Annotated in this window: 27 protein-coding genes; 7 read left to right on the top strand and 20 right to left on the bottom strand. The window is 64.3% G+C overall.

Annotated elements, in window-relative coordinates:
• The first annotated feature begins 216 nt into the window (after positions 1-216).
• Both CXX84_RS12940 and CXX84_RS12935 read left to right on the top strand, forming a co-directional pair.
• Entirely contained in the window at positions 217-741 is a 525-nt protein-coding gene (locus CXX84_RS12940; protein WP_102977108.1) for a DUF488 family protein, read from the top strand.
• Entirely contained in the window at positions 741-1,136 is a 396-nt protein-coding gene (locus CXX84_RS12935) for a DUF3040 domain-containing protein (RefSeq protein ID WP_223253090.1), read from the top strand. The genes CXX84_RS12940 and CXX84_RS12935 overlap by 1 nt, the downstream gene beginning before the upstream one ends.
• On the opposite strand, the gene CXX84_RS12930 is transcribed toward CXX84_RS12935, so the two are convergent.
• Together CXX84_RS12930 and CXX84_RS12925 are read right to left on the bottom strand one after the other, a co-directional pair.
• Positions 1,053-2,039 (bottom strand): DMT family transporter, encoded by a 987-nt coding sequence (locus tag CXX84_RS12930; protein WP_189337588.1) that lies wholly within the window; start codon positions 2,037-2,039, stop codon positions 1,053-1,055. The genes CXX84_RS12935 and CXX84_RS12930 overlap by 84 nt on opposite strands.
• Complete coding sequence (locus CXX84_RS12925; protein ID WP_102977144.1) at positions 2,036-2,608, bottom strand: TetR/AcrR family transcriptional regulator; 573 nt, start codon at positions 2,606-2,608, stop codon at positions 2,036-2,038. Before CXX84_RS12925 ends, CXX84_RS12930 begins: the two co-directional genes overlap by 4 nt.
• A gap of 177 nt (positions 2,609-2,785) precedes the next feature.
• Between CXX84_RS12925 and CXX84_RS12920 the strand changes: the two genes are divergently transcribed.
• Positions 2,786-3,085 carry a DUF4193 domain-containing protein gene (locus tag CXX84_RS12920; protein WP_102977107.1) on the top strand — a complete coding sequence of 100 codons (300 nt, stop codon included), beginning with the start codon at positions 2,786-2,788 and terminating at the stop codon, positions 3,083-3,085.
• Positions 3,086-3,109: 24 nt separating this feature from the next.
• Here the strand turns inward: CXX84_RS12920 and manD are convergent, their stop codons facing one another.
• From manD to CXX84_RS12885, 7 genes are all read right to left on the bottom strand, one after another.
• Positions 3,110-4,339 carry a D-mannonate dehydratase ManD gene (gene manD / locus CXX84_RS12915; RefSeq protein WP_102977106.1) on the bottom strand — a complete coding sequence of 410 codons (1,230 nt, stop codon included), beginning with the start codon at positions 4,337-4,339 and terminating at the stop codon, positions 3,110-3,112.
• 51 nt (positions 4,340-4,390) lie between these two features.
• Entirely contained in the window at positions 4,391-5,380 is a 990-nt protein-coding gene (locus CXX84_RS12910; protein WP_223253089.1) for a sugar kinase, read from the bottom strand.
• A complete protein-coding gene (locus tag CXX84_RS12905) occupies positions 5,377-6,051 on the bottom strand; it encodes a bifunctional 4-hydroxy-2-oxoglutarate aldolase/2-dehydro-3-deoxy-phosphogluconate aldolase (protein ID WP_102977105.1) in 675 nt (224 codons plus the stop codon). The genes CXX84_RS12910 and CXX84_RS12905 overlap by 4 nt, the downstream gene beginning before the upstream one ends.
• A gap of 52 nt (positions 6,052-6,103) precedes the next feature.
• Positions 6,104-7,252: a galactonate dehydratase gene (gene dgoD, locus CXX84_RS12900; RefSeq protein WP_102977104.1), complete on the bottom strand. Its 1,149-nt coding sequence runs from the start codon at positions 7,250-7,252 to the stop codon at positions 6,104-6,106.
• 8 nt (positions 7,253-7,260) lie between these two features.
• Positions 7,261-8,142 carry a carbohydrate ABC transporter permease gene (locus tag CXX84_RS12895; protein WP_102977103.1) on the bottom strand — a complete coding sequence of 294 codons (882 nt, stop codon included), beginning with the start codon at positions 8,140-8,142 and terminating at the stop codon, positions 7,261-7,263.
• On the bottom strand, positions 8,139-9,092 hold the full coding sequence (locus tag CXX84_RS12890) for a carbohydrate ABC transporter permease (protein ID WP_223253088.1): 954 nt from the start codon (positions 9,090-9,092) through the stop codon (positions 8,139-8,141). Before CXX84_RS12890 ends, CXX84_RS12895 begins: the two co-directional genes overlap by 4 nt.
• Before the next feature lie 109 nt (positions 9,093-9,201).
• Positions 9,202-10,494 carry an ABC transporter substrate-binding protein gene (locus CXX84_RS12885; protein ID WP_102977102.1) on the bottom strand — a complete coding sequence of 431 codons (1,293 nt, stop codon included), beginning with the start codon at positions 10,492-10,494 and terminating at the stop codon, positions 9,202-9,204.
• 140 nt (positions 10,495-10,634) lie between these two features.
• Here CXX84_RS12885 and CXX84_RS12880 point away from each other — a divergent pair, with 140 nt between their 5' ends.
• On the top strand, positions 10,635-11,405 hold the full coding sequence (locus CXX84_RS12880) for a FadR/GntR family transcriptional regulator (RefSeq protein ID WP_102977101.1): 771 nt from the start codon (positions 10,635-10,637) through the stop codon (positions 11,403-11,405).
• Positions 11,406-11,513: 108 nt separating this feature from the next.
• Here CXX84_RS12880 and CXX84_RS12875 read toward each other — a convergent pair whose 3' ends face one another.
• The 3 genes from CXX84_RS12875 to CXX84_RS12865 form a co-directional block, all read right to left on the bottom strand.
• A complete protein-coding gene (locus CXX84_RS12875; RefSeq protein WP_223253087.1) occupies positions 11,514-12,872 on the bottom strand; it encodes an Nramp family divalent metal transporter in 1,359 nt (452 codons plus the stop codon).
• Between the two features lie 103 nt (positions 12,873-12,975).
• Complete coding sequence (locus CXX84_RS12870; protein ID WP_102977100.1) at positions 12,976-13,563, bottom strand: hemerythrin domain-containing protein; 588 nt, start codon at positions 13,561-13,563, stop codon at positions 12,976-12,978.
• A gap of 230 nt (positions 13,564-13,793) precedes the next feature.
• The gene (locus tag CXX84_RS12865; RefSeq protein ID WP_102977099.1) at positions 13,794-14,234 is read right to left on the bottom strand and encodes an SRPBCC family protein; all 441 of its coding nucleotides are present in this window, start codon (positions 14,232-14,234) and stop codon (positions 13,794-13,796) included.
• A 73-nt stretch (positions 14,235-14,307) separates the two neighbouring features.
• Here CXX84_RS12865 and CXX84_RS12860 point away from each other — a divergent pair, with 73 nt between their 5' ends.
• The 3 genes from CXX84_RS12860 (at position 14,308) to CXX84_RS12850 (ending at position 17,431) form a co-directional block, all read left to right on the top strand.
• Positions 14,308-14,457 carry an FCD domain-containing protein gene (locus CXX84_RS12860; RefSeq protein WP_223253086.1) on the top strand — a complete coding sequence of 50 codons (150 nt, stop codon included), beginning with the start codon at positions 14,308-14,310 and terminating at the stop codon, positions 14,455-14,457.
• 124 nt (positions 14,458-14,581) lie between these two features.
• On the top strand, positions 14,582-16,885 hold the full coding sequence (treS, locus tag CXX84_RS12855) for a maltose alpha-D-glucosyltransferase (protein ID WP_102977098.1): 2,304 nt from the start codon (positions 14,582-14,584) through the stop codon (positions 16,883-16,885).
• Positions 16,886-16,978: 93 nt separating this feature from the next.
• The gene (locus CXX84_RS12850; protein WP_102977097.1) at positions 16,979-17,431 is read left to right on the top strand and encodes a DapH/DapD/GlmU-related protein; all 453 of its coding nucleotides are present in this window, start codon (positions 16,979-16,981) and stop codon (positions 17,429-17,431) included.
• A gap of 37 nt (positions 17,432-17,468) precedes the next feature.
• Here the strand turns inward: CXX84_RS12850 and CXX84_RS12845 are convergent, their stop codons facing one another.
• The 8 genes from CXX84_RS12845 to CXX84_RS12810 all read right to left on the bottom strand — a co-directional run bounded on the left by CXX84_RS12845 (position 17,469) and on the right by CXX84_RS12810 (position 23,845).
• On the bottom strand, positions 17,469-18,533 hold the full coding sequence (locus CXX84_RS12845; RefSeq protein WP_102977096.1) for a HoxN/HupN/NixA family nickel/cobalt transporter: 1,065 nt from the start codon (positions 18,531-18,533) through the stop codon (positions 17,469-17,471).
• On the bottom strand, positions 18,533-19,489 hold the full coding sequence (locus CXX84_RS12840; protein WP_102977095.1) for an urease accessory protein UreD: 957 nt from the start codon (positions 19,487-19,489) through the stop codon (positions 18,533-18,535). The genes CXX84_RS12845 and CXX84_RS12840 overlap by 1 nt, the downstream gene beginning before the upstream one ends.
• Positions 19,486-20,103, bottom strand: a complete 618-nt coding sequence (gene ureG, locus CXX84_RS12835; RefSeq protein ID WP_102977094.1) for an urease accessory protein UreG — start codon at positions 20,101-20,103, stop codon at positions 19,486-19,488. Before ureG ends, CXX84_RS12840 begins: the two co-directional genes overlap by 4 nt.
• Positions 20,104-20,126: 23 nt before the next feature.
• Entirely contained in the window at positions 20,127-20,792 is a 666-nt protein-coding gene (locus tag CXX84_RS12830; protein WP_102977093.1) for an urease accessory protein UreF, read from the bottom strand.
• Positions 20,793-20,933: 141 nt separating this feature from the next.
• Entirely contained in the window at positions 20,934-21,413 is a 480-nt protein-coding gene (gene ureE / locus CXX84_RS12825; protein ID WP_102977092.1) for an urease accessory protein UreE, read from the bottom strand.
• Between the two features lie 17 nt (positions 21,414-21,430).
• Positions 21,431-23,176 (bottom strand): urease subunit alpha, encoded by a 1,746-nt coding sequence (ureC, locus tag CXX84_RS12820; protein ID WP_102977091.1) that lies wholly within the window; start codon positions 23,174-23,176, stop codon positions 21,431-21,433.
• Complete coding sequence (locus tag CXX84_RS12815) at positions 23,173-23,532, bottom strand: urease subunit beta (protein ID WP_102977090.1); 360 nt, start codon at positions 23,530-23,532, stop codon at positions 23,173-23,175. The genes ureC and CXX84_RS12815 overlap by 4 nt, the downstream gene beginning before the upstream one ends.
• A gap of 10 nt (positions 23,533-23,542) precedes the next feature.
• Positions 23,543-23,845: an urease subunit gamma gene (locus CXX84_RS12810; RefSeq protein WP_102977089.1), complete on the bottom strand. Its 303-nt coding sequence runs from the start codon at positions 23,843-23,845 to the stop codon at positions 23,543-23,545.
• Between the last annotated feature and the right edge of the window lie 11 nt (positions 23,846-23,856).

Below are 23,856 nucleotides of genomic sequence, written 5' to 3'. Positions count from 1 at the left end.
GATTCAGATTATTGCAGGGCGGCGTAGAGACGAAACCGGTTACTCCACTACGCGCGCCACGCATCACCGTCCTCCGGGGCTGAAGCTTGTTGCCCAGGGCCAGGGAAGCGGCGGATTCGGGCCTGAATTTTGCCATGCCGGTGGAGGGCAACGCGGTATCCGGCCCTCAGCGCCCAGCCGGCCACGCCCACTGCCGCCATGCTTACCATTGCTTGGATGAGCGCCCTCTTCACCGTCGGTCACGGGACCGCTGCCCAGGACGAATTCATTGCGCGCCTCAAAGCCGCCGGCATCACCTCGCTGGTGGATGTCCGGATTGGGCCGGGGAGCCGGAAGCATCCGCACTTCGGCAAGGACCGCATGGAGGAGTGGCTCCCGGCAGCGGGGGTCAGCTACCGCTGGGAGCAGCGGTTGGGCGGCTTCCGCAAGCTTCCTCCCGATTCCCCCGATACTGCGCTGCGCAACGAGTCTTTCAGGGCCTACGCCGCTTACATGCGCAGTCCGCAATTCACTGCTGCGGCGGAAGAGCTTGTTGCCGCAGCCCGGACTGCGAAGACCGCCGTCATGTGCAGCGAAACGGTGTGGTGGCGGTGCCACCGCAGGCTCATTGCCGACCACTGCGTCCTGCTCGCGGATCTGCCCGTTGAACACCTGATGCCACCGGCCAAGACTGTCCCGCACATCCCCACCCAGGGTGTCAGGATCCTTGGGGACTGCCTGCGCTATGACGTGCAGGACTGATGGGAGGTACCAGGCACTTCAAGCTCTTGACGCCGGTCGATGGGGCTCCTACCGTCAATACCGATACCGGTTTTGACGGAATTCAGGTGCTTCCAATGCCAATGTCCGACGACGAACGGCGGCTGCTCAAGGAGCTGGAGTTGGGGCTGATCGCCGATGATCCCCATCTGGCCATGGAGCTGCTCTCCGGCTACCCTGCGCCCCGGTTCAGGGCTGACCTTTTTTGCGGCGCGCTCGCTTGCCTGATCGGCTTTGTGCTGCTAGTTGCCGGCGCAAGCGGCCAGGTGGCCGCCCTGGTGGTCCTGGGGTTTTCACTGGTGGGGCTTGGCGCCGGCCTGCTGTTGAGCAAGCCTTTCCCTGGCCGGGGACGACGGCGGGAGCGGCCCGCGGGCTGACTGCCGCGGCGTCAGGATGAAAAGGCCAAGGATGACGACGGCGGCGCCCAGCCAGGCAAGCAGTGGCAGCCGCTCACCCACCACCAGCACCGCCAGCACGGCGGCGACCACCGTTTCAAGCAGGGAAATCCCGGTGGCTGTGCTGGCCCGGATCCTTGCCAGGCCCCACCCAAACAGGACGTACCCGGCAAACATCGGGACCAGGGCCATGTAGGCTCCCACCGAGAAATTGGTCCATGACTCCAGGAGCGGCCGGCCGGTTGCCGCGAGGACGGGCATCAACAGGAGCCCTCCCAGTCCGAAGACGGCGCCCATGGCTGCCCGGGATGAGAGGCCGCCGCCGATGAGCCGGTGTGCGGTCCAGGAATACAGTGCATAGGTAGTTCCGGCCACGAGGCCCAGGGCGAGTCCCGCCAGGAATGTCCAGGACGTGCCGGAGGAACCGGCTGGCCCGTGCCCGGCAAAGGACAACAGGGCCGCACCTGAGACGCCCATAAAGGCCCCGGCCATCCACTGGCGGGTGAGCGGCTTGCCGTCGGTGAACCGCTCAATCAGTGCGGCGGCAACCGGCGCGGAACCGATGGAAACCACAGTTCCCACGGCCACGCCGGAAAGCCGCATCGAGCTGTAGAACGCCAGGGGATAGACCGCTACCGCCACCGCAGCCAGGGACACCAGGCGCCAGCGCGCCATCAGGCCCGTCCCTTGCCCCGCTATCGCCCTGGCTGCGTACAGCGCCTGCAGCAGCCCGCCGATTCCCATGGCCGCCGCACCGATCGCCAGCGGGCTCACGGATGGCGCGAAGGTGGCAGCTGTGCCCGTCGTTCCCCACAACACTGAAGCGGCTACCACGCAAAGAACGCCCACACCCGGCGCCGTGGCGGAACCGGCAGCGGACCTCACAGTTCCGCCAGGAGCCGGCCGGCAATGACCCGGCCGTCTTTGAGGCACTGGTCATTCCCCTCAAGCCCGGCGCGGGTCATGGCACCCTCCAGGAGGAAAGCCAAATGCCGGGCCAGCCCGGCGGCACGCTCATCCTCCCCCGGCAGCAACTCGGCCACGTGCCCGGCCAGCAGTTCCTCAACCTCCTCCTTGTGCTTCCGCACTGCCACCCGCCCGGGTGCGCCTGCCGGCAGTTCCGCTGCTGCGTTGAGCAGCCCGCATCCGCGGAACCCGTGCTGGTAGGCGACGTTCGCATGGTCGGCGTAGGCGTCAAAGACGGCCAGCACCCGGTCGTAGGGGGTCCGTGCGCCTGCCACCCGTCGTCGGTACAACCCGAGCCATTCCTGGTGCCGCGCTTCAAGGTAGGCTCCGACCAGCTCGGCCTTTGAAGCGAAGTTGTTGTACAGGCTCTTCTTGGCTACACCGGCTTCGGCAGTGATGGTGTCGATGCCGGTGGCCCCCATCCCGTGGGCATAGAAAAGCCGTGAGGCAGCCTCGAGCAACAGCGCGCGTGCAGGGCGCTTCGGCATCGCTGGGGCATGGGGCGGGGTGTCGTGGGCGGCCAAAAAGAACTCCTCGCGGCAGGTGGTAGTTAGACCAGTCTACCTATGGGCGGGGGTGTGTCAGTGCTCGGGGAATAACCCCGCAGGGCTCCCTGTTGTTGCTCTGTCCAGACCAACTGCCACAAGCCGACAGGAGGCACATCAATGTCTGTTGACTATGACGCTCCACGGGTGACGCCCGAGGAGGAGCCGAGAACCGGCCTTGAGGAGCTGAAGACCGAGAAGTCCCCCCGAAGGGAGGCCATTGCCGACATCGACGAGACCGACCTCGCAGAAAGCTTCGAGCTGCCGGGAGCGGACCTCTCGAACGAGGAACTGCTGATCCAGGTGGTGCCGGTCCAGGCCGATGAATTCACCTGCATGTCCTGCTTCCTGGTCCACCACCGCAGCCAGCTCGCGCGGGAAAAGGACGGCAGGAAGTACTGCAGGGAGTGCGAGTCGTAATGCGCCGCGGTCCCGGGCGCCCCGCTACCAGTCGTGGACCGTTCCGTCGATGAGGCGGTTGTAGGGCAGGTAGGCCTGCTGGTAGGGGAAGGCGGCCGCGGCTTCTTCGTTGAATTCGACGCCGATGCCGGGCTTGTCGCCCGGGTGGAGGTAGCCGTCCACGAAGGTCATGGACTGTTCGAAGACCTCGTTGGTCTTGTCCGAGTGCTGCATGTATTCCTGGATCCCGTAGTTGTGGATCGCCAGGCCCACGTGCAGCTGCGCGGCGAAGCCCACCGGAGAAATATCCGTGGGGCCGTGGAAACCGGACTTAATCTGGTACTGCGCGGCGAAATCCATCACCTTCTTCAACGGGCTGATCCCGCCGAAGTGCGTGGACGCGGCCCGGACGTAATCGATCAGCTGTTCCCTGATAATGGTCTGGAAGTCCCACACCGTGTTGAAAATCTCCCCGATCGCCAGCGGCGTGGTGGTGTGCTGCCGGACCAGGCGCAGGCCCTCCTGGTTCTCGGCCGGGGTACAGTCCTCCAGCCAGAACAGGTCATAGGGTTCCAACGCCTTGCCTAGCTTGGCGGCCTGGATCGGAGTCATCCGGTGATGCCCGTCGTGCAGCAAAGGGATCTCGGGGCCGAACTCGTTCCTCACCGCCTCGAACACCGTCGGCAGGTGCCGCAGGTACGCGCGGGTGTCCCAGTCCTCCTCCACCGGAAAAACACCGCGCCCGGCCGGCTCGTAATCGTAGCGCTCACCGGAGGCCTGGGCCTGCGCGGCGACACCGTAGACGGCCTTGATCCCGGGAATGGCGGTCTGGATGCGGATGGATTTATACCCGAGTTCCAGATGTTCCCGCACCGAGTCGAACAGCGAGGGGATGTCCGCACCGGAAGCGTGGCCGTAGGCGCGCAGCCCGGTCCGGGACGCCCCGCCCAGCAGCTGGTACACGGGCATGCCGGCCATCTTGCCCTTGATATCCCACAGCGCCATGTCCACCGCGGCGATCGCGGCCATGGTCACCGGACCCCGCCGCCAGTACGAGGAGCGGTACAGGAACTGCCAAGTGTCCTCGATCCGGTGCGGATCCTTGCCGATCAGCAGCTGCGCAACGTGCTCCTTCAAATAAGCGGCGACGGCGAGCTCGCGCCCATTCAAAGTGGCATCACCAATACCCGTCACACCGTCCTCGGTGGTGATCCGGAGGGTCACGAAGTTACGGGAGGGACTGGTCACAAAGACGTCAGCGGCAACGATTTTCACAGCAGATTCAACTTTCTTAAAGGAGGAATAGGACGCCGGGGGCCGGAAGAATCAGCGCTGGGTGGTTCCGCCGGGGGTGGTTGTGAGCAGTGCCAGCTCACTGCGGGCAGGCAGCCCCTCCCAGTCCCCGGCAGTGCTGACCGCGAAGGCTCCGGTGAGGACACCGCGCTGCAGGCGTCCCGGGATATCGGCGCCGTCAAGCAGGGCTGACAGGTAGCCGGCAGTGAAGGCGTCTCCGGCTCCCACGGTATCCACGCTGGTAACGGATACTGCCGGGGTTTCCCACTGTCCTTCCGGGCTGTAGACACCGGCGCCGGCGGCACCCCGCTTGATCACCACTTCGCGGACTCCGTGTTCCAGGAGCTCCGCCGCCATGGTTGCTTCCTGTCCTTCCGGTTCCGGCAGCCCGGCCGGCGGGACGGCCACGAGGTCGAGTTCGTCGTCGGACGCGATCAGGATGGTGGCGTAGCGCATGAGGGGCGTGAGCACCTCCCGCGCTTCTTCCCGGGCCCAGAGCTTGCTGCGGTAGTTGACGTCAAGGGACACCACCAGCCCTTCAGCAGCAGCGCGTTCCGCAGCATACTCCACGGCTTTACGGGCCTCGGGGCTAAGGGCGGGAGTAATACCGGTCAGATGCAGGATGCGTGCCCCGGGCCGCAGGGCCCGGTCCACGTCTTCCCGGCTCAGCGTTGATCCAGCAGACCCGGAGCGGTAATAAAAGGCACGGGTGACGTCGGCCGTGCGCTGTTCGAGGAACATCACCCCGGTCCGGCGGTCAGGATCCTCGCGGTGATGCAGCCCGACTCCCTCACCCCGGAGCTGCCGGAGGATGAACTCGCCATGCGGATCTGCACCCACCACACCGCCCCAGCTGACGGTGTGCCCGAGCCTGGCCACGCCAACGGCCACGTTGGATTCAGCGCCGGCAACGTGCATTGTCAGGGCGCCGCCGAGGGCGAGCGGCGCGGTGGAGCGCAGTGAAACCATGGACTCACCAAGGGTCAGGAGGTCTACCGGGGAGGATCCGGCTGTGGCTGTCACCGCCTGTCCCCCGAACCTGCCTGGCTGTCGTACCCGCCGGCGAGGGTGACGAACCTGCGGGCGCGCTCCCGCATCGGGGCAAGGTCCCCGCCGGACGCGGCGTCCCCGAAGAGCGGTCCTCCGAGGCCGGCGGCGATTGCCCCGGCATCCCAATATCCTGCTGCCTCATCAAGCCCGACGCCGCCAACCGCGATGAACGGAATCTCCGGGAATGGATCACGGAGCGCCTTGAGGTAACCTGGTCCGCCGATGGAAGCAGGGAAGAGCTTGACCGCCGTGGCGCCGCGGCGCATCGCTTCTAAAGCCTCGCTGGGTGTCAGGGCTCCCGCAAGGACGCCAAAGCCGCGGCCGGCTGCTTCTTCGATGGATGGTGCGAGTGACGGCGTCACCATGAACTGGCCGCCGGCCAACGCGACCCCGTCGACGTCCTGCTTCGTCAGCACTGTGCCGGCGCCCACGAAGGATCCGGCAGGAGCTGCTGCCCGCACCTCGCTGATCGCCTCAAGCGCTCCGGGTGTGGTCAGGGCAATCTCAACGTAGTGGAAGCCTTCTTCCATGGCCGCTAGCGCTGCCCTGGCTGCGGCCGCTCCGTCCGTGCCCCGCACGATGGCAAGCAGCCTGGTCCGGCGTACCCCGGCCAGCAGGGCCTCCGGGGTCAGGGTGTTGTCCATACTGGGCTTCTCCTTCATAGGGGTGTCCAACTCCGTGCCCGCTTCCCGGCCGTCACCATTCTGCGAAAGCGCCGTCAGTATTGCGCCAGATGGGCCCGCGCCAGGCATGCCCGCGTTTGTCTGCGGCACGCACCACGGCCTCGTCGATTTCGATGCCCAGCCCCGGGCCGGTAAGCCGTTCGATGTGCCCGTCCACGAACTTCAGCGGCGATTTATCCACCACGTAGTCCAGGACCTCGGCCCCCTGGTTGTAGTGGATGCCTATGCTCTGTTCCTGGATCAGGAAGTTGGGCGTGGCAAACCCCACCTGGAGGCACGCAGCCAGGGCAAGCGGTCCCAGCGGGCAGTGCGGAGCCAGCTGGACTTCGTAGATTTCAGCCAGCGAGGCGATCTTGCGGACCTCCGTGATGCCGCCCGCGTGGGAAAGGTCCGGCTGGGCAACGGCGATGCCGGCCTGGAGCGCGGGCAGGAATTCCTGCCGGCTGTAGAGCCTCTCACCGGTCGAAACCGGCGTCGTCGTCGATGAGGTGAATTCGCGCAGCAGGTGGGTGTTCTCCGGGACGACCGGTTCCTCCAGGAAGAAGGGCCGGTAGGGTTCCAGCAGCGGCGCCACCCGGCGGGCGTTTGCCAGGCTGAAGCGGCCGTGGAAGTCAACCGCGACGTCCCGGTGCTCACCCAGGACCTCACGCGCTGCCGCAACCCGGCGGATGACGCCGTCGATCTCTGCAACGGAGGCGATGGGGCTCATCCTGCCGCTTGCGTTCATCTTGACGGCGGTGAGGCCTACCTCCAGCTGGGCACTGATCTGGTCGGCGACCTCGCTGGGCTCGTCACCGCCCACCCAGCCGTACATCCTGATCCGGTCTCGCACGTGGCCGCCCAGGAGCTGGTGCACCGGCGCATTGAAGTACTTGCCGGCGATGTCCCAGAGGGCCTGGTCAAGTCCCGCGACCGCGCTGGCAAGGATGGGGCCACCGCGGTAAAAGGACCCTTTGGTCATCACCTGCCAGTGGTCCTCGATCCGCAGCGCGTCGTTGCCGACCAGGAGTTCGGCGAGCTGTTCGACGGCGGTGCGGACGGTTTCGCTGCGGCCTTCGCATGTTGCCTCCCCCCAGCCGACGATCCCGCTGTCGGTCTCGATGCGGACGAAGAGCCAGCGCGGCGCGACGAGGAAGGTTTCGATCCTGCTGATGAGGGTCATTTTGTTGCCTAGCCCTTGGTCGCGCCGGCGGTGAGGCCGGACACGATGTACTTCTGCGTGAAGAGCGCAATGATCATGATCGGGATGGTGACCACGGTGGCCGCGGCCATCAGCCCGCCCCAGTCGATGCTGGCGTAGGAGACAAAATCGAATATGGCGACGGGCAGCGTCTTCGTGCTGGAGCCGGAGAGCACCAGGGCGAACATGAAGTTGTTCCAGGAAAAGATGAACGAGAGGATCCCGGCCGTGGCGATTCCGGCCACGGAAAGCGGCAGGGTGATGCGGCGGAAGGCGCCGATCGGGGTGAGTCCGTCCACCTGGGCGGACTCCTCCAGCTCCAGCGGCAGGGAATCGAAGTAGCTCATCATGATGTAGACAATCAGCGGCAGCGCGACGAACATGTGGCTGAGGATCAGCACCTCGAACCGGCCCACCATCCGCAGGTTGGAGAACACGTAGTACCAGGGCACCAGCAGGGAAACACCAGGGATGACGCGGGCCATCAGGACCACCAGGGCGGACCGGTGCATGGTGAAGCGGCTCATGGCATAGGCGGCCGGTACTCCGAGCACGATCGACAGTGCGGTGGAGACGAAGGCTACCCAGAAGCTGTTGAAGATGAAGACGAAGTAGTTGTTCCGCTGCAGGACGTTGGCGTAGTTCTCGCCGGTGGGCGAGAAGATGAGAGCCTTCCCGGTGTCGTAGATGTCCACGTTGGTCTTGAGTGAAGCAAGGAGCATCCAGAACAACGGTGCAATGAGGAACAGCACCACGGTGATGAGGGCTGCAACGCGGAACACCTTGTAGGCGCGCGTCGCCAGCGGCTTACGACGGCGGTGGACCACCGGGGGCTTTCCGGTGGACGTCTGGCCAGGAGTCAGGACGGTCATTTGCTTACCGCTTTCTTGCGCATGGTCAGCAGCCACATGGAGCCGATGATGATCATGAAGAACAGGATCAAAACCGCGGACGACAGGCCGTACTGGTTGTAGTCGAAGCTCAGGCCATAGGCGTAGACGTTCAGGGTTTCCACTTCGTTGAAGGATCCTCCGCCCTTGCCCTTGGTGGCATACAGGATGTCGAAGGTCTTCAGTGCATCGATGCCGCGGAGCAGGATGGCCACAATGACGGTGGGCATCATGAGGGGCAGCGTGATGTAGAAAAAGCGCTGGAAGGCGTTGGCGCCGTCCACCCTTGCCGCTTCGTCGGGTTCATCGGACAGCGATGTCAGGCCGGCAAGAAGGATCAAAACGACCATGGGGGTCCACTGCCACACGTCCATGAAGATGGTGGTTCCGAGTGCGGTGTCCTGGCCGGAGAGCCACGGCTGCGGCGGAATGCCGATCATGCCCAGCAGCTGGTTGGCGAAGCCGATGTTCGGGTCGAAGATCAGCCGCCACATCATGCCGACGGCGACCGGGGTGGCCACCAGCGGTAGCAGGATTGCCACCCGGACCCACTTTTCGCCGCGGAAGGGACGCCAGAGGAGCAGTGCGATGCCCATGCCGAGCACCACCTCACAGACCAGCGCAACACCGGTGAACGTCATGGTGCGGCCCACGGCCGGCCAGAACCGGTCAGTGTCAGTGAGGACGGTGAGGTAGTTCTGGAAGCCGATGAACTCTGTCGCGGCGCGGACGGAGCCCTGCGAATCGGTCAGGCTGAGGTAAAGGGTCCACACCAGCGGGAAGACAATCAGCACGCCAACGAAGATCATCGCGGGGGCCGCGAAAAGCCATTTGCGGTGCCGGTTGGACCAAGCGGAGATATTCCCTCCCAGGCTGGGAGGGCGGCCGGCGCTGCGGGCCGGAGCGCTGCGGGCGGCGTTCGTTACGGACATGGCTCACCTAAAAAGTTGGGGGTAGCGGGCCGCTGCGGGACGGCAAGGCTGCCGTCCCGCAGGGCTGTGATGCAGGCTGCGGTACACGCAGGCGCACAGGCCGGAGGCGTTACTTCTTTTCGCCGTCCAGGAACTTCTGGAACGCTTCGTGGGCAGCATCAGCTGCGGCAGCCGTGTCGGCACCAGTGATGCTGGCGACGATCGGTTCGCCCACGATCTCGCGGGCCTTGCCTACGGTGACAACCTCGGGACGATCGTGGCCGACACCGTTCTCTGCGCTCACGGCGATGGCGTCGGCAAGGTCCTTCGGGTAGGTGGAGGTTCCTTCCGGATCAGCCCAAACGGAAGCCCGGGGACCCGGGACGCCGGCTTTCTGCGCAGCCAGGGTGCGTTCCTTGCTGGTGGCCCACTGGATGAACTTCCAGGCATTCTCCTGGTTGCCGGAAGCTTCGTTCACAGCGAGGCCCCATGAGGGAATGTTGTACGGCTTCGAACCGGCAGGGCCGGCCGGCAGGGCCGCAAAGCCAACCGTGTCCGCAACCTTGGACTTGGCCGGGTCCGTGGCGTTCTTGTAGAGCGAGTCAGCTTCGGTGTAGAAGGCGGCCTTGCCCTGGGTGAAGATCGCCATCGCCTCGGGCCAGCTCATATCCGTGCTGACGTTGGCGGGACCATAGTTACGGATCAGGCCGCCGTAGTAGGCGTAGGCTTCCTTGGCCTCGCTGGAGTTGACGGCGGACTTGCCGCTGGAGTCGGTAAAGTCACCGCCGAAGCTGTACAGGAAGCTGGAGAACTGGGTGACTGCGGCAGACTTGCCGGTCCTGGCAACGAAGCCAGCGGTATCAGGAGACGATGCCTTGATTGCCTTGGCTGCTGCTTCGAGCTCTTCCATTGTCTTGGGAACTTCGAGGCCGGCTGCCTGCAGCAGGTCCTTGCGGTAGTAAAGCACTTCGCGTTCCGTGATGATCGGGACACCCACGACCTTGTCGTCCACGGTGGTGGCCTTGACCGGGCCTTCCTGGTAGTCCTTCCAGTCCCAGCCGGAGTCTGAGGACACCTTTTCGGTCAGGTCCGCAAGGTAGCCGTTCTTTGCGAACGCCTTGCCTTCCTGGAGCGGCCGGTACATCATGACGTCGATTTCGTCGCTGCCGGCGTTGAGCTTGACGTTGTACTGGTCGGAGAGCTGGTCTTCACCGAGCTGGGTCAGTTCCACTTTGAGCCCGCTGGACTGCTCGAATTCCGGGATGGCTGCCTTGATGCCTTCAGTCCAGACATGGTTGGCCAGGGTCACCCGGACAGTCCCCGATTCCTTGGCATCGTCACTGCCGCTGCCACTGCATGCGGTCAGCCCGAGCGAAAGTGCTGCGGCGACGGCCGCGTACTTCACGATTGAACGTCGCTTCATTACGACTCCCTTGCTTCCTGAGGGCTGACGTCACTGTCCAGCCGCCCTGCAAATGCGTCTTTACATCTGCCTTGGAAGCGATCATAGGGAAATAAGGCAGACTTAGACAACCCTTTCCTGGTAACCCGTATGATTTATCCATGAAAACCCCGAAGGCGGTGTCTCCGACCGACCTGCATGGCGCGCTGGTCGAGAGCCTGGGGCTCGCCATCGCCGATGGGCGTTGGGCACCCCATTCCGTCCTGCGGCTGGACGAGCTGGAGGCGCAGCACAACGTGTCCCGCTCAGTGGTCCGCGAGGCGTCCCGGGTGCTTTCGTCGAAAGGCATGCTGGAGTCCCGGAGGCGGTTCGGCACCGTGGTGCAGCCGGAAGAGTCCTGGAACCTTTACGACCCGCAAGTGATCCGGTGGCGCCTTGCCTCCTCGCGGCGGCTGGAGCAATTGCAGGCGCTTAATGAACTTCGCGGAGCCGTTGAACCGCAGGCTGCCCGCCTTGCGGCTGAACGGGCTTCCTGGGACGCCGGCAGCCAGCTCGTGTCCCAGGCAGCCAAGCTGTGGGCCGCCGGCCAGCGCGGAGACCAGGAGGAGTTCCTCCGGCTGGACGTGGAGTTCCATGCCGCGGTGCTCAAGGCCTCCGGCAATGCAATGTTTTCCCAGTTGCAGAACCTCGTGGCGGAAGTCCTTACCGGACGGACCGAACACGGACTGATGCCCCACCTGCCGCACCATGAGGCACTGCAGCTGCACGTGGACGTGGCCAGCGCGATTCAGCGGGGTGAGGCCGGGGCGGCGCACGCGGCCATGAGCAGGATTGTGGAACAGTCCACTGAAGAGATGAGCCAGATCTGGTCGAGCACCCACAGTGCGGGGTCCGCCCCGCTGGCCAGCGGGGCGGACCGGGCACTTACTTAAGCCGGCTTCGGGCCCCTGGATCCGCAGGCATCATGCCGGCTTCGCCGAAGCAGCCAACTGCCATGGAGTTAGGCGCGGCGGTATCGGTCCCTCACTGTCTGTGCCTCCCTAACCGCCGAAGAGCGGTGAGAGGGAGGTCCAGAACTGGCGGATGCCCAGGACCACGAACAGCAGCGCGCAAATCCCCAGCGCGATGTTGGAGTGCAGTTTGTTGGCCCACTCCTTCGGGATCCGCCTGCCATTGAGCAGGCCGAGCAGGGTCAGCGCCAGGAACGGCATGAACAGCGAGCCCAGGGCTCCGTACAGGAGGATCAGGCCGATGGGCTGGCCCAAGGCGAAGAGGATCATGGGCGGGAAGGTAAGCCACAGAATGTAGAACTTGAAGTACTTCCCGCCCACCCGGGTGTCAGGGTGCCCGGATTCCTTGCCCCGCATGTTGCCCCAAAAGTCAGCGAACATCAGGGAGACGCCATTCCACACGCCGATGATGGAGGAGAAGGAAGCGGCCCAAAAACCGACGAGGAAGCCGGTTCCCACCACGTCGCCATACTCCGCCTTAAGAACGCCGTAGAGGTCCAGGAGTCCTTCATCGCTGGCACTAAGGGAGACACCTGCGGAGCGGACAACCTCGGCACCGACGATGAGCATGGCGATCACGAAGATCCCTGTCATCACGTAGGCCATGGAGTTGTCGATCCGCATGACTTTCATCCACTTGGGCGTGTACCAGCCCTTTTCGCGGAGCCAGTACCCATAGGCGGCGAGCGTGATGGTTCCACCCACGCCCCCGGCCAGGGCAAGGGTGTAGAAGATGCCGCCGTCCGTTGAGGGGATCATCGGGATCAGGCCGGTCAGCATTTCAGGGATGTTCGGGGCGGCAATAATGGCCAGGCCCACCACGGTCACGAACATCATGCCCACCAGCACGGCAGTGATCTTCTCGAAGGTGGCGTACTTCCCCCACCACACCATTGCGAAGCCGGCCAGGCCCATCAGGATGGCCCATGCCCACAGCGGCAGGATCGGGAACACGGCCGCGAGCGGCAGTGCCGCAGAAGACATGGCTGTGGCACCGTAGACGAACCCCCAGATCATGATGTAGGGCCCGAAATACCAGGTGGTCCATTTACCGAGGGAGCGCCACCCCTCGAAAATGGTCCTTCCGGTTGCCAGCGTGTAGCGGCCGGCACCTTCAACCAGGATGATCTTCAGGACCACGCCCACGATGACGGCCCAAAACAGTCCGTAGCCGTACCGGGAACCGGCCACGAGCGTGGCCACCATGTCGGCTGCTCCCACACCGGTGGCCGCGACCACCAGGCCGGGCCCAATGATCCGCCACTTGGCCGGACGGCCGCCGTCGTCATCAATCCGGTCGGCGTGGCCGGCCTTGGATGAAGAATGCTGCGGCGGGGTGGCCGCGGGGCTGTTCCTCGGTGCGGTACTGTCCATGGCGCCGTCGCTCATGGCTCCTCCTTGGTGTCGGCTGGCAGGCAAGAACTCCTGCAAACCTACGCGCGGGTGGCGCCACTGCCAAGGCAACCCGCCATTTAAGCGGCGGGCAAGCCTGTCACGCGTCCTTCGAGTCCGTGTGTCGATGCGTGAGCTTGTCCAGGAGTCTGTCCACCATTCCCACACCCGGTCCCACGGTCTTGTGGAACAGCTCGGAGTGCGGGGCGCTGGGGTGCGGCCGGGTAGGTGCCAGCTTCTTCGCTTTCTCCACTTTTTCGCCCATGTCGACAAGTTTTTCGCGGGGGATGTGAAGCCGCAGCTTCGGGAACTGTTCAGATTCCTCGTCGCTGGCGTGATGGGTCAGCTGCCCCTCAAGCTCACCGACCAGTTCCATGAACTCCTGGTCGGACGAATCAACCTTTTCCAGCCGCTTCATCAGCTTGACGATGTCGTCGTGCTCCTTCTTGTCATGCTCCACTTCTTCTTTGCCGTTGGGCACGTGGTCCTCAATGGCGGGATAGACGTACATTTCCTCCGCGACGGCATGGCGCATTACTTCGGCAATCAGGGTGTCCGCAAGGTCCCTGCGCGCAATGCCATCGGGCGTGCTTTTGATCTGCCCGATCAATGCGACCATGTCCTGGTGGTCGCTGGTCAGGATGTCCACGACGTCCACGTTGGTTCCGGCGGAATTGGTATCACTCATGAGCTCGCCCTCCTCCTTGGATCGCTTCCTGTAAGCGACGCTGGACGGTCAAATTATCATGGGACAACAGCACGATCCATAGGTGAAAACCGGCTTTGCCTGGAAGGAACAGGTTGCGTGGCTCGTGCCGCCATCCCCTTGGCAGGGTCGTCCCACATCAGGAAATGATTGACCTGATGAGGGACTGCTGTTCCCGAGGCTTAGGGCAGGAACGGCCCGGCGGCAGCAGCTCAGGCGGCTGCCAAGGAATTGAGCGTGTCACGTATCCCGTTTAATGCAGGGTCCCGCAAGGACATAAACGCCGGCTTCAGGAGTGGCTGGACGATCTTGGCCGGCCCCTTGATGCTGAACTCTGCCGTGTACTTCACCAGGGACCCCTGGCCGGCAGGACTTACGTCGATCGAATCAAACGCGGTAACGGTCTTGTTCTCGCCCCGGAGCTTGATGTGGTTCGAGGTAAGCTCGATGACCTCATATTCCAGGGACTGGCGTTTCCCCCGGAATTCGGACTCGGCGTGATACCGGTGCCCTACCGCCACCGGACCAGGGGTCAGTTTCTCCATGACCGGAGTGTTGGGATCCCACTCGCTGGTGTTCTCGAAGGCGCTGAGGAAGGCGAAGGCCTTCTCTGCGGACAATTTGGTTTCCACACTTCCGGTGACTGTGATCATTGCCCCAGTCTAGGAACAGGCCGACGGGAAGCACAGCCCCGGCCGGAGTCAATCGGGCGCTTTAGGAGGCATCATGTTCGCCGGGCTCGACAAGGGCGTCAGCAACATGAGTGTTGACCGTCACCGTGACATTGTCACCGCCATCGACACCGGTGACGCGGATTTGGCCCGAAAGACCATCCTTGCGCATATGGACACGGCCGCGGCGAACCTGGTGTCCTAGCTCCTTCTTGGTAGTTTCGTAGTTCGCCCGAATAGTCTTGGCACCCCCGGGTACGGTGACTATAAGCAGGGCGACAAGGCACTACGCCTTGGGACCGCGGAAACAACCTGTAGAAAGAGGACTCATGCGGGAACCGATGGCCAGCGACGGTTTTTTTGAACAGGACACCGTTGCGGGTGAAGACCAGGACCTGGATGCGGCGGCAGCCGAGCCGTCCGTAGAACCGGATGTCACCTTCGACGAGCAGTTTTATCCTGCCCGGCCCAAGGCATTAAGGCCGACGGCGCGGCGGCGGCAGTACTTTGCCGCCCGCCCATCCTTCGAATTCGACGGGCGGAATGCGGCTTACGTCGAATGGCTGCGGAACCAGGCGATGCTGGGAGACGCGAACACGCTGGCCCGGCAGTTGTCCGGACAGGCCAGCATGTGGCAGAACTCCTACGCCCACCCCAACCCGCGGGCTGCTGTCGAGCGCGCACCTGTGTGGTTTACCGCCTATCCCCTGTCCTTCATCACCAGGTCCACCCAGTCCTTCCTTTCCGCTCTGGGTGATCCCGACATGTGGAGTGCCTTCAGCCAGATTGGCATCAGGGCCATCCACACGGGCCCCGTCAAGCTGGCCGGAGGCATCAGCGGCTGGTCCCAGACGCCCAGCGTGGACGGGCACTTTGACCGGATCAGCATGGCAATCGATCCCGTTTTTGGTACCGAGGAAGAATTCCGGTCCATGTGCGAGGTGGCCGCGGATCACGGCGGAACGATCATCGATGACATTGTCCCGGGCCATACCGGCAAGGGAGCGGACTTCCGCCTTGCCGAAATGAACTTCCGGGACTACCCGGGGATATACCACATGATCGATATCCCTGAGGAGGACTGGAACCTGCTGCCGGACGTGCCGGAAGGGCAGGATTCGGTGAACCTGAGCCCCGACTCCGAGAAGGGCCTGCAGGAAGCCGGCTACATCATTGGCCGGCTGCAGCGGGTCATCTTCTACGAGCCCGGCGTCAAGGAAACGAACTGGAGCGCCACCCGGCCGATCGTGGATACCACTGGCAAGACCCGCCGCTGGGTTTACCTGCATTATTTCAAGGCCGGCCAGCCCTCCATCAACTGGCTGGACCCCACGTTCGCCGGGATGCGGCTTGTGGTCGGCGACGCTCTGCACTCCCTGGTTGACCTGGGCACCGGCGCGCTCAGGCTCGATGCCAACGGCTTCCTCGGAGTGGAGAAGAGTGCCGAGGAGCAGCCTGGCTGGTCCGAGGGGCACCCCTTGTCCGAGGCCGCCAACCAGCTCATCGGCTCCATGATCCGCAAGGTTGGCGGGTTCTCCTTCCAAGAACTGAACCTGACCATTGACGACATCAAGGCGACGTCAGAGGCAGGGCCTGACCTGTCCTACGACTTCATCACCAGACCTGCCTACCACTACGCCCTGGTCACCTCCGATACCGAGTTCCTGCGGCTTACCCTCCGGCTCTCGATGGAGATCGGTGTGGACCAGGCGTCCCTGGTCCATGCGCTGCAGAACCATGACGAGCTGACGTACGAGCTGATGCACTTCGCTGCCGGGCACCGGGATGACATCTTCGAGCTCAACGGCCAGGAGCTCACCGGGGCCCAGCTTGCAGAACAGGTCCAACAGACCATGCGGGAGCGCCTGACCGGGGAGAACGCACCCTACAACGCCGTGTTCACCACCAATGGCATTGCCTGCACCTCCGTCAGCTTCATCATGGCGGCCCTGGGGATCAAGGACCCGGACGCCATCTCTGCGGAGGAGGAAGCCCGGGTCCTGGATGTGCACATCCTCCTCTCCATGTACAACGCCCTGCAGCCAGGCGTCTTTGCCCTGTCCGGCTGGGACCTTGCAGGCATCACCGCCTTGGACCGCAAGAGCGTCGCGGAACTTACAGCCCAGGGTGACACCCGCTGGATTAACCGCGGGGCCCACGACATCATGGGAACCAGCCCGGAAGCGGAGGCCTCCTCGTCCGGCATGCCCCGGGCCCGGAGCCTCTACGGCCCCCTTCCTGAACAGCTGAACAACCCGAATTCCTATGCCCGGCGGCTTCAGCGCATCCTGACGGTCCGTGAGGAAAGCGGCATTGCCACAGGCGCCTTGCTTGATGTGCCGGACGTTTCCAACCGTGGGCTGCTGGTGATGGTGGTCCGGCTGGAAGGCGGCCAGCTCGGGGTGACCGTGCTGAATTTCTCGGACCAGGATATTTCCGGCAGCATCCAGTCCAGCCATTTGGCGCCCGGCGCCGCAGTCCACGATCTGTTCAGTGGTGAAACAGTGGGACAGGTGGATGACCTGCACAGCTTCTTCCTCGAACTGCCTGCCTACCAGGGAACTGTGCTGCAGCTGACGGAGGATGCCGCTCCTGACGACGACGTGGTGGACGCCGGGGAGGGCACGCCCTGACACACGACTTCCGGGCGCCGATCGGGAATCCCTTTGAGTTGTCAACCGTTAACTCAATGCGGCTAAATCGCCGCACCGTTAACGAGGGATTGAATGAACGCAAAGTTTGTCTCAGTTGAGGACGATGCCGGGAAGGTGACCCGCTACGCCAGGCATGGCAACGGCGGCGGGCTCGTTGCGCCTGGAGCAGTCGTCGCCGAAAGCGCCCGCATCGGATCCATGACGTACGTCGAACCTGGCGTCCGTATTGGTTCCGGGTGCAGGATTGGGCATGGCAGCTGGATTGACCGCGACGCGGAGATCGGGGACCGGGCCGTTATTGGGGATGGCGTACGCATCGGCCGGGGAACCGTGATTGGAAACCGCGTGCACATCGGCAGCCATTGCAGGATTGGTTCGGGCGTGCTGGTTGAGCATGGCGTCCATCTCCACGCCGACAGCACGGTGCCCGACGGCGGGCAGGTCCGCCAGGCGTCGCGCGCTCCTGAGCGGCCGGCTGCCAAGAACCGCCCGCACCGGAAGAGTAAAGGCCGGATGGCCGCCTGAGCAGCGCGGCCATCCACACAGCCTGGTGGCGGCGTGCTTATCGGTGCCCGGCGCTGCCCACCTGCCCCTTCAGTCCCGCCGCCGCCCACACTGCCAGCAGCAGCGCCGCCAGCAACAGCCCGGCGTGGCCCAGGTCGATGGATCCCAGCCACACCGTGAGGGGGTCCTCAAGCGCGAAGGCGGCGTTGACGAACCCGCCAAGCGTGATCACCGCAATGAACAGGGCGGACACCGCCGAGATGCCCGTGACCAGTGCATTGAAGCCCAGCCTTCGCTGTGGGTCATCCAGCGCTGAACGGTACATCCGCATCATGGCCAGCCCGTTCACGGAGTCGCAGAGGGTCATGGCGGCAGTGAATGCCAGCGGCAGTGCCAGCAGGGCGATGGGCGGCACCCCGGCGAGGGAGGCCGCCGTCGTCATCATCAGCAGCCCGATGGTGGTGGCGGTGTCGAAGCCCAGCCCGAACAGGAAGCCGATCACATAGATGTTCCGCGGCCGCCGCACCTTGGCCAGCGGCCCGGCGAGCAGCCGGGCTACCAGTCCCGCGGGCTGGAGGTCCTGGGGATCAATTGCTTCTCCGGCACGCGCCCGGCGGTAGGCCTGGGCGGAGCGGGTGAAGGCCGAGCCGTTGAAGAGGCCCATCGCCAGCAGGAACAACCCGGAAACGCCGGTGCCGATCAGCCCGAGCACCAGGTTGCCGGTTGATCCGTCCTGCATGAATTCGCCCATGGCGGCGGCCCCGGCGATGACCAGCACTCCGGCCAGCGTCACGACGGAGCTGTGTCCCAGGCTGAAGGCGAAGCCGACGCTGACCGGGTCCTGGCGGCTCGCCACGAACTTGCGGGTGGAGTTGTCAATCGCCGCAAGGTGGTCCCAGTCGTAACTGTGTTTCACACCCGCGAGATAGGCCGTCAGGACCAGTCCCCCGGTGAGGGCCTGGGCACCGGTTCCCCCGGGATTGCCTGCACCGCCGGCGAACAGAAGCACGACGGCGGCTGCATGCAGGCCGGCCACCGCACCGAACATCCACAGCAGTCGGGTCCGCAGCGGCAAGGCGTCCCGCCCGCGGTAGAGGGTGGTGACGTTCGGGTCGGCTGCCATCAGTGCTTCCTCAGGTTCAGTGGTTCCTGCCCGTGCCACCGCTCGCGGAGGACGGAGGTGCAGGCGCGAAGAAGGAGGTTCACTTCCCCTGTGCTGTTCGACAGCGAGCGAAGTACCAGCCCCGTGGTTCCCGCGATGCTGCGGGTCAGTGAGATTCCGGCCAAGGCATCATGCTCCAATGTGATGCGGTGCAGCTCGTCGGCAAGCGCCTGGTCCACCCGACGGTCCACCACGATCAGCGAACCCAGGTGGCTAAAGCCCTCCATAAACCCCATCCCGGTGACCTCCCCCAGCGGCGGCCGGATGAGCAGGTTGTCCAGCGCCAGCAACTGGCTTCCTCCGCCGGTTTCGACCTGGATTTCGTTCCGCAGCCGCAGTTCCTCGTACCGGAAGGCAGTACCGTCCGGCGACCACCCGGGTGTCACCACCTCGGCCATCACCAATGACGACGACGGCCGGAGAGTGACGTTCATCCGTTGCCGGTAGCTGGCCTCCCGGTAAACGATCAGCTGGTCAGGCATCAGCTCCAGCCGCGCCCCCTCCCTCAGCCGCACAGACATCCGCTGCTCAGCAAAAGACCCGGGAGTCCTGTACACCTTGGTAGCAGACTGGGTAGTCAGCAGCAGATCAGCACCATCCTGGACTTCAACATCCAGCACAAAGAGGTCAGCCCCAAGATAGGCCCCGCCAGGATTGACGACGACGTAACAAACCTGACCGGAGTCGTCCAAATAGTGCGGACGCAACACGCGAAGAGCGCCTTCATGGAACTGGCTCCGAGCGATAGTCCTGCCGCCGCGCTCACTGAGGACAAGCTCCAACCGCCCTCTCTCTGGGCGATGAGCGGTCGCGGATGAAGGGGGCCGCGGCGTGGCGGGCACCGCGGAGCGGGCACGGCCCCCTTCATCCGCGGGCGCCGCCCAAGGCGCGATAACGGCGGAACTGCTTGGAGTCATGACGCCAGGTCGAGCATCAGGACGTCCCGCCGCACCCATTCGATGACGGCGTCGAGTCCCTCGTCAGTCTTGAGGTTGGTGAAGCAGAAGGGTTTTGCACCCCGGAACTCTTTGGAATCCCTTTCCATGACTGACAAGTCCGCTCCGACGTGGGGGGCGAGGTCGGTTTTGTTGATGATGAAGAGGTCGGATTTGATCATGCCCTGGCCGGCTTTGCGAGGGATTTTCTCGCCTTGGGCCACGTCGATGATGTAGATGGAGAAATCGACGAGTTCGGGGCTGAAAGTTGCGGAGAGGTTGTCACCGCCGGATTCGACGAAGATCACCTGCAGGTCCGGGTGCCGGGCTTTGAGTTCCTCGATGGCGGCGGTGTTCATCGAGGTGTCTTCGCGGATGGCGGTATGGGGGCAGCCGCCGGTTTCGACGCCGATGATCCGGTCCACAGGGAGGATGCCGTTGGCGGCGAGGATTTTGGCGTCCTCGATGGTGTAGATGTCGTTGGTGATGGCGGCCATGGAGATCTCGCCGCTCATGTGGCGGGTGAGCCGCTCCACCAGTTGGGTTTTGCCGGCGCCGACCGGCCCGCCGATGCCGATTTTGATGGGTTCAGTCATTGTTCCTCCTTTGAAAAGCACAGTTAGCTCATGAACATCCGGGCACGTTGGCGTTCGTGCCGCATTTGTGAAATTTCCAGTGCGGGGGTGACGGCCCCGAAGTCGTCCAACATCAGGTGCGGGACGCGTTCGACGGCGGCAGCGACGTCGTCGGCCGCTTGCCGCAGCAGCCGCTGCCCGGCGTTCTGGCCGAGCGGGATGGCGCGGACTGCGTTCTGCGTCAAGGACGTGACGGCGGCGAAAAGGTAGGCGGTGAGCGCCTCCTGCAGCGGCACTCCCAGTGAGCGGGCGACGACGGCGAACGCCAGCGGCTGATGCCCCGCGGCCCTGCCGCTGGCCACCAGGTCCCGGTACAGTCCCAGCGCAGGCGAAGGAAAGATCTCCCCACCAATCTCAAGCAACCGGAGCCCCATCTTCACGATGGCCTCCCTAACCTGCCGAGGCAAAAGCGAAGCGGAGAGCAGAGCATCGAGTTCAAGGACATCAACCCCCTCATACAAAAACCGAATGGCCAATCCATCCGAGAAGGAAAGCGACTGCGAGACAAAAGCAGAAAGCCAAACCCCAAAAGACCCCTCATCAAAAACGAGCTCCCGCTCGATATACGTCTCAAAGCCGAAGGAGTGCGCAAAGGCCCCGGTAGGAAGCGCCGAATCAGTCAACTGCTGCAAGGCAAGCTGGTAGCTCATCCCAGGCACCTCGATGAAAGGCGACCTTTCGAATCGGCGGAGGCGGGAGATAGGGGCCGCGGCGTGGCGGGCACCGCGGAGCGGGCACGGCCCCTATCTCCCGCCGAAGCCCCCGAGGCAGCCAGCCCGCCGTCGGGGAGACTAGTGCGAGTGCTCAGCATGGCGGAAAGGTACAGGCATGACGCGTTCCTGACGGGTATAGGGCACACCCACGTGTCGAAGGTAGTCCTCGACGGTGTGGTCGTAGGCGCACACCATGACTTCAGCTTGGTATTCCGACGATGCATCGAAGAACTGTGCCTGCAGGTGCCGGTTGCCGAGGGAATGGGCCACGACCCCCATCTCGTGGATGGTCCGGGGCGCGATCACCAGGACGTCGGTGGGCAGTACGAACACCACGATCATGTTGGCGTCGGCCAGGTGCAGGATGTCACCATCGCGGAGGTCGCCGGAGCCGGAGGGAAGCCTGATGCCGATCTCCTTGCCGTGGTCCGTGGTGGCCCGCTGGATGCGTTTGACGAGCTGTGCGCTGGGCAGCACCACTTTCTCCTGGTGCAGGTTGGCGTAGGCGTGCGGGTCCGGCAGTTCGTGCAGGTTGCCGAGGACTTTTTCGATGATCATGTGGGTCTCCGAGGGGTTCAGAAGAGGAAGTAGCGCTGGGCCAGAGGCAGGACGTCGGACGGCTCGCAGGTGACGTCCTCGCCGTCGACCGTTACCTGGTAGGTTTCCGGGTCCACCTGGATGTCCGGGGTGGCGTCGTTGTATTTCAGGTCGGCCTTGGTCAGGTTTCGGATTCCCGAGACGGGCCGGATGACCTTTTCCAGGCCCAGCTCGGCCGGGACGCCGGCGTCGATGGCTGCCTGGGACAGGAACGTGATGGAGGACTGCTGCAGAGCCTTACCGAAGGCTGCGAACATCGGCCGCATGGTCCGCGGCTGCGGGGTGGGGATGGAGGCGTTGGCGTCGCCCATCAGCGCGTAGGCGATCTGCCCGCCCTTGATCACGAGTTCGGGCTTGACGCCAAAGAAGGCAGGATCCCACAGGACCAGGTCCGCGAACTTGCCCACCTCCACCGACCCCACGGAGTCCGCGATGCCCTGGGCGATGGCCGGGTTGATGGTGTACTTGGCCACGTAGCGCTTGAGGCGGAAGTTGTCGCTGCCCGCACTGCCGTGGGAGCCGCCGTCGGGATCCTGCAATACCCCGCGCTGCTTCTTCATTTTGTCCGCCACCTGCCAGGTGCGCGTGATCACCTCGCCCACCCGCCCCATCGCCTGCGAATCGGAGGAGGTAATGGAGAAGATGCCAAGGTCCTGCAGGACATCCTCGGCGGCGATGGTCTCCGCACGGATGCGCGAGTCCGCGAACGCTACATCTTCCGGGATGTCCGGGTTGAGGTGGTGGCACACCATCAGCATGTCCAGGTGTTCTTCGATGGTGTTGCGCGTGTACGGCAGCGTGGGGTTGGTGGACGCAGGCAGGACATTGGGCATCCCGGCGATCCTGATAATGTCCGGGGCATGCCCGCCGCCGGCGCCCTCGGTGTGGAAGGTGTGGATGACGCGGCCGTTGATGGCGCGGATGGTGTCCTCCACGAAGCCGCACTCGTTCAGGGTGTCGGTGTGAATGGCAACCTGGACGTCGTATTCGTCAGCGACTGTCAGCGACGTGTCGATCGATGAAGTGGTTGATCCCCAGTCCTCGTGGACCTTCAGCCCGATGGCACCGGCGCGGATCTGCTCCGCCAAAGGTTCGACGGCGGACGCGTGGCCTTTGCCGAACAGGCCGATGTTCATGGGGAAGCCTTCGGCCGCCTGCAGCATGCGCTGGATGTGCCACTTTCCCGGCGTCACTGTGGTGGCCTTGGTGCCTTCGGCCGGTCCGGTGCCGCCGCCGATCATCGTGGTGATGCCGCTGGTCAGCGCCGCGGGGACCTGGTCCGGGGAGATGAAGTGGATGTGCGTATCCACTCCCCCGGCGGTGAGGATCTTGCGTTCGCCGGCAATGATCTCCGTGCTGGCGCCGATGATGATGTCCACGCCGTCGGTGATCTGCGGGTTTCCGGCCTTGCCGATTTTGAAAATGTGCCCGTCCCTGATCGCCACATCAGCCTTGTAGATTCCCGTGTAGTCGAGGATCACGGCGTTGGTGATAACGGTGTCCGGGATGTCCTGATCGGTGGTGCCGCCGTCCCGCGTCGCTTGGCCGTTTTGACCCATGCCGTCACGGATCACCTTGCCACCGCCGAACACCACTTCCTCGCCGTAGACCGTAAGGTCCTTCTCGATTTCGAGGAACAGTCCGGTGTCCGCCAGGCGGATGGCGTCACCCGTCGTCGGGCCGTACAGGTCGGCGTACTGCCGGCGGGGGATCTCGAAGCTCATTTGCCGGCCTCCTTCTTTTCGGACCGTGCCCGTGCGGACAGCGTGGCCTCCGGCAGGGGCCCGTTGACGGCATTGCTCAGCCCGTAGACTTCCCGCGCGCCGGCCAGTTCGATCAGCCGAACGTTCCGCGAGTCCCCCGGTTCGAACCGGGCGGCGGTCCCGGCGGGGATGTCCAGGCGCCGGCCGCAGGCGGCTTCGCGGTCGAAGACCAGGGCGGCGTTGGCTTCGGCAAAGTGGAAGTGGGATCCCACCTGCACGGGCCGGTCACCGGTATTTATCACGACGACGTCAATCGCCTCCCGCCCGGCGTTCGCCGTCACAGGCTCGGGCCGAAGAATGTACTCCCCTGGAATCATGGCCTGCCCTTCAGCGGATGGGATCGTGGACGGTGACGAGCTTGGTGCCGTCCGGGAAGGTTGCTTCAATCTGCACGTCGTGGACCATCTCGGGAACGCCTTCCATCACGTCCTCCCGGCGCAGGAGCGTAGTGCCGTAGCTCATGAGGTCGGCGACGCTGCGGCCGTCCCGGGCACCCTCGATCAGTTCATAACTGATGACGGCAACAGCCTCGGGATAATTGAGCTTCAGGCCGCGGGCCTGGCGCCGGCGTGCGAGGTCGGCGGCCACCACAATCATGAGTTTTTCCTGCTCACGCGGCATCAGGTGCATGCGGGTCCCTT

The organism is Arthrobacter sp. AFG7.2 (assembly GCF_002892835.1).
Taxonomy (GTDB): Bacteria; Actinomycetota; Actinomycetes; order Actinomycetales; family Micrococcaceae; genus Arthrobacter.
This window is presented reverse-complemented; position numbering and strand designations above follow the sequence as displayed.

Bases quoted from the DNA above. Each gene is read 5' to 3' on its own strand.
- CXX84_RS12810 (WP_102977089.1), bottom strand. From the start codon at position 23,845: ATGCACCTGATGCCGCGTGAGCAGGAAAAACTCATGATTGTGGTGGCC.
- ureG (WP_102977094.1), bottom strand. From the start codon at position 20,103: ATGACTGAACCCATCAAAATCGGCATCGGCGGGCCGGTCGGCGCCGGC.
- CXX84_RS12870 (WP_102977100.1), bottom strand. From the start codon at position 13,563: ATGAGTGATACCAATTCCGCCGGAACCAACGTGGACGTCGTGGACATC.
- CXX84_RS12850 (WP_102977097.1), top strand. From the start codon at position 16,979: ATGAACGCAAAGTTTGTCTCAGTTGAGGACGATGCCGGGAAGGTGACC.
- CXX84_RS12880 (WP_102977101.1), top strand. From the start codon at position 10,635: ATGAAAACCCCGAAGGCGGTGTCTCCGACCGACCTGCATGGCGCGCTG.
- ureC (WP_102977091.1), bottom strand. From the start codon at position 23,176: ATGAGCTTCGAGATCCCCCGCCGGCAGTACGCCGACCTGTACGGCCCG.
- treS (WP_102977098.1), top strand. From the start codon at position 14,582: ATGCGGGAACCGATGGCCAGCGACGGTTTTTTTGAACAGGACACCGTT.
- CXX84_RS12860 (WP_223253086.1), top strand. From the start codon at position 14,308: ATGTTCGCCGGGCTCGACAAGGGCGTCAGCAACATGAGTGTTGACCGT.
- ureE (WP_102977092.1), bottom strand. From the start codon at position 21,413: ATGATCATCGAAAAAGTCCTCGGCAACCTGCACGAACTGCCGGACCCG.
- dgoD (WP_102977104.1), bottom strand. From the start codon at position 7,252: ATGACCCTCATCAGCAGGATCGAAACCTTCCTCGTCGCGCCGCGCTGG.
- CXX84_RS12890 (WP_223253088.1), bottom strand. From the start codon at position 9,092: ATGTCCGTAACGAACGCCGCCCGCAGCGCTCCGGCCCGCAGCGCCGGC.
- CXX84_RS12885 (WP_102977102.1), bottom strand. From the start codon at position 10,494: ATGAAGCGACGTTCAATCGTGAAGTACGCGGCCGTCGCCGCAGCACTT.
- CXX84_RS12905 (WP_102977105.1), bottom strand. From the start codon at position 6,051: ATGGACAACACCCTGACCCCGGAGGCCCTGCTGGCCGGGGTACGCCGG.
- CXX84_RS12895 (WP_102977103.1), bottom strand. From the start codon at position 8,142: ATGACCGTCCTGACTCCTGGCCAGACGTCCACCGGAAAGCCCCCGGTG.
- CXX84_RS12815 (WP_102977090.1), bottom strand. From the start codon at position 23,532: ATGATTCCAGGGGAGTACATTCTTCGGCCCGAGCCTGTGACGGCGAAC.
- CXX84_RS12920 (WP_102977107.1), top strand. From the start codon at position 2,786: ATGTCTGTTGACTATGACGCTCCACGGGTGACGCCCGAGGAGGAGCCG.
- CXX84_RS12865 (WP_102977099.1), bottom strand. From the start codon at position 14,234: ATGATCACAGTCACCGGAAGTGTGGAAACCAAATTGTCCGCAGAGAAG.
- CXX84_RS12840 (WP_102977095.1), bottom strand. From the start codon at position 19,489: ATGACTCCAAGCAGTTCCGCCGTTATCGCGCCTTGGGCGGCGCCCGCG.
- CXX84_RS12925 (WP_102977144.1), bottom strand. From the start codon at position 2,608: ATGCCGAAGCGCCCTGCACGCGCGCTGTTGCTCGAGGCTGCCTCACGG.
- CXX84_RS12940 (WP_102977108.1), top strand. From the start codon at position 217: ATGAGCGCCCTCTTCACCGTCGGTCACGGGACCGCTGCCCAGGACGAA.
- CXX84_RS12830 (WP_102977093.1), bottom strand. From the start codon at position 20,792: ATGAGCTACCAGCTTGCCTTGCAGCAGTTGACTGATTCGGCGCTTCCT.
- CXX84_RS12845 (WP_102977096.1), bottom strand. From the start codon at position 18,533: ATGGCAGCCGACCCGAACGTCACCACCCTCTACCGCGGGCGGGACGCC.
- CXX84_RS12935 (WP_223253090.1), top strand. From the start codon at position 741: ATGGGAGGTACCAGGCACTTCAAGCTCTTGACGCCGGTCGATGGGGCT.
- CXX84_RS12875 (WP_223253087.1), bottom strand. From the start codon at position 12,872: ATGAGCGACGGCGCCATGGACAGTACCGCACCGAGGAACAGCCCCGCG.